1 protein-coding gene is annotated in these 411 nt (G+C 64.5%); it reads left to right on the top strand.

Translation table 11 applies throughout. From position 1 onward, the window contains the following. On the top strand, positions 1-411 hold a 411-nt coding region (locus AC1D0P_RS30705; RefSeq protein ID WP_477680185.1), incomplete at both ends, for an aconitase X.

The following is a 411-nucleotide window of genomic DNA, read 5'->3' as shown; positions in this document are numbered from 1 at the left end:
ATCCAACGCCATCGTCTTTGCCAATTCGGTGATCGGCGCCCGCACCAACCGTTATGGCGACTTCATCGATCTCTGCGCGGCGATCACTGGACGCGTGCCCGCCTGCGGCCTGCATCTCCCGGAGAACCGCCTGGGCCAGATCCTGTTCCGCCTCAAGGGCTTTTCCGATGCCGAACTCGAAAGCGATACGACCTTCGTCGGCATCGGCCTGATCATCGGCTTCGAAAGTGGCCAGAAAATCCCTGTTATCGAGGGCCTGCCAAAGCCGCGCGACGAGGACCAGCTGAAGGCGCTGGGCGCTGCCTCCGCCTCGAGCGGCGCCGTCGCCCTCTTCCACGCCATCGGCATAACGCCGGAAGCGCCGACGCTGACCGAGGCCTTTGGCGGACGAGAGCCGGAACGGGTCATCGA

The sequence above is a fragment of the Polaromonas sp. P1_G2 genome (assembly GCF_056405515.1).
This window is presented reverse-complemented; position numbering and strand designations above follow the sequence as displayed.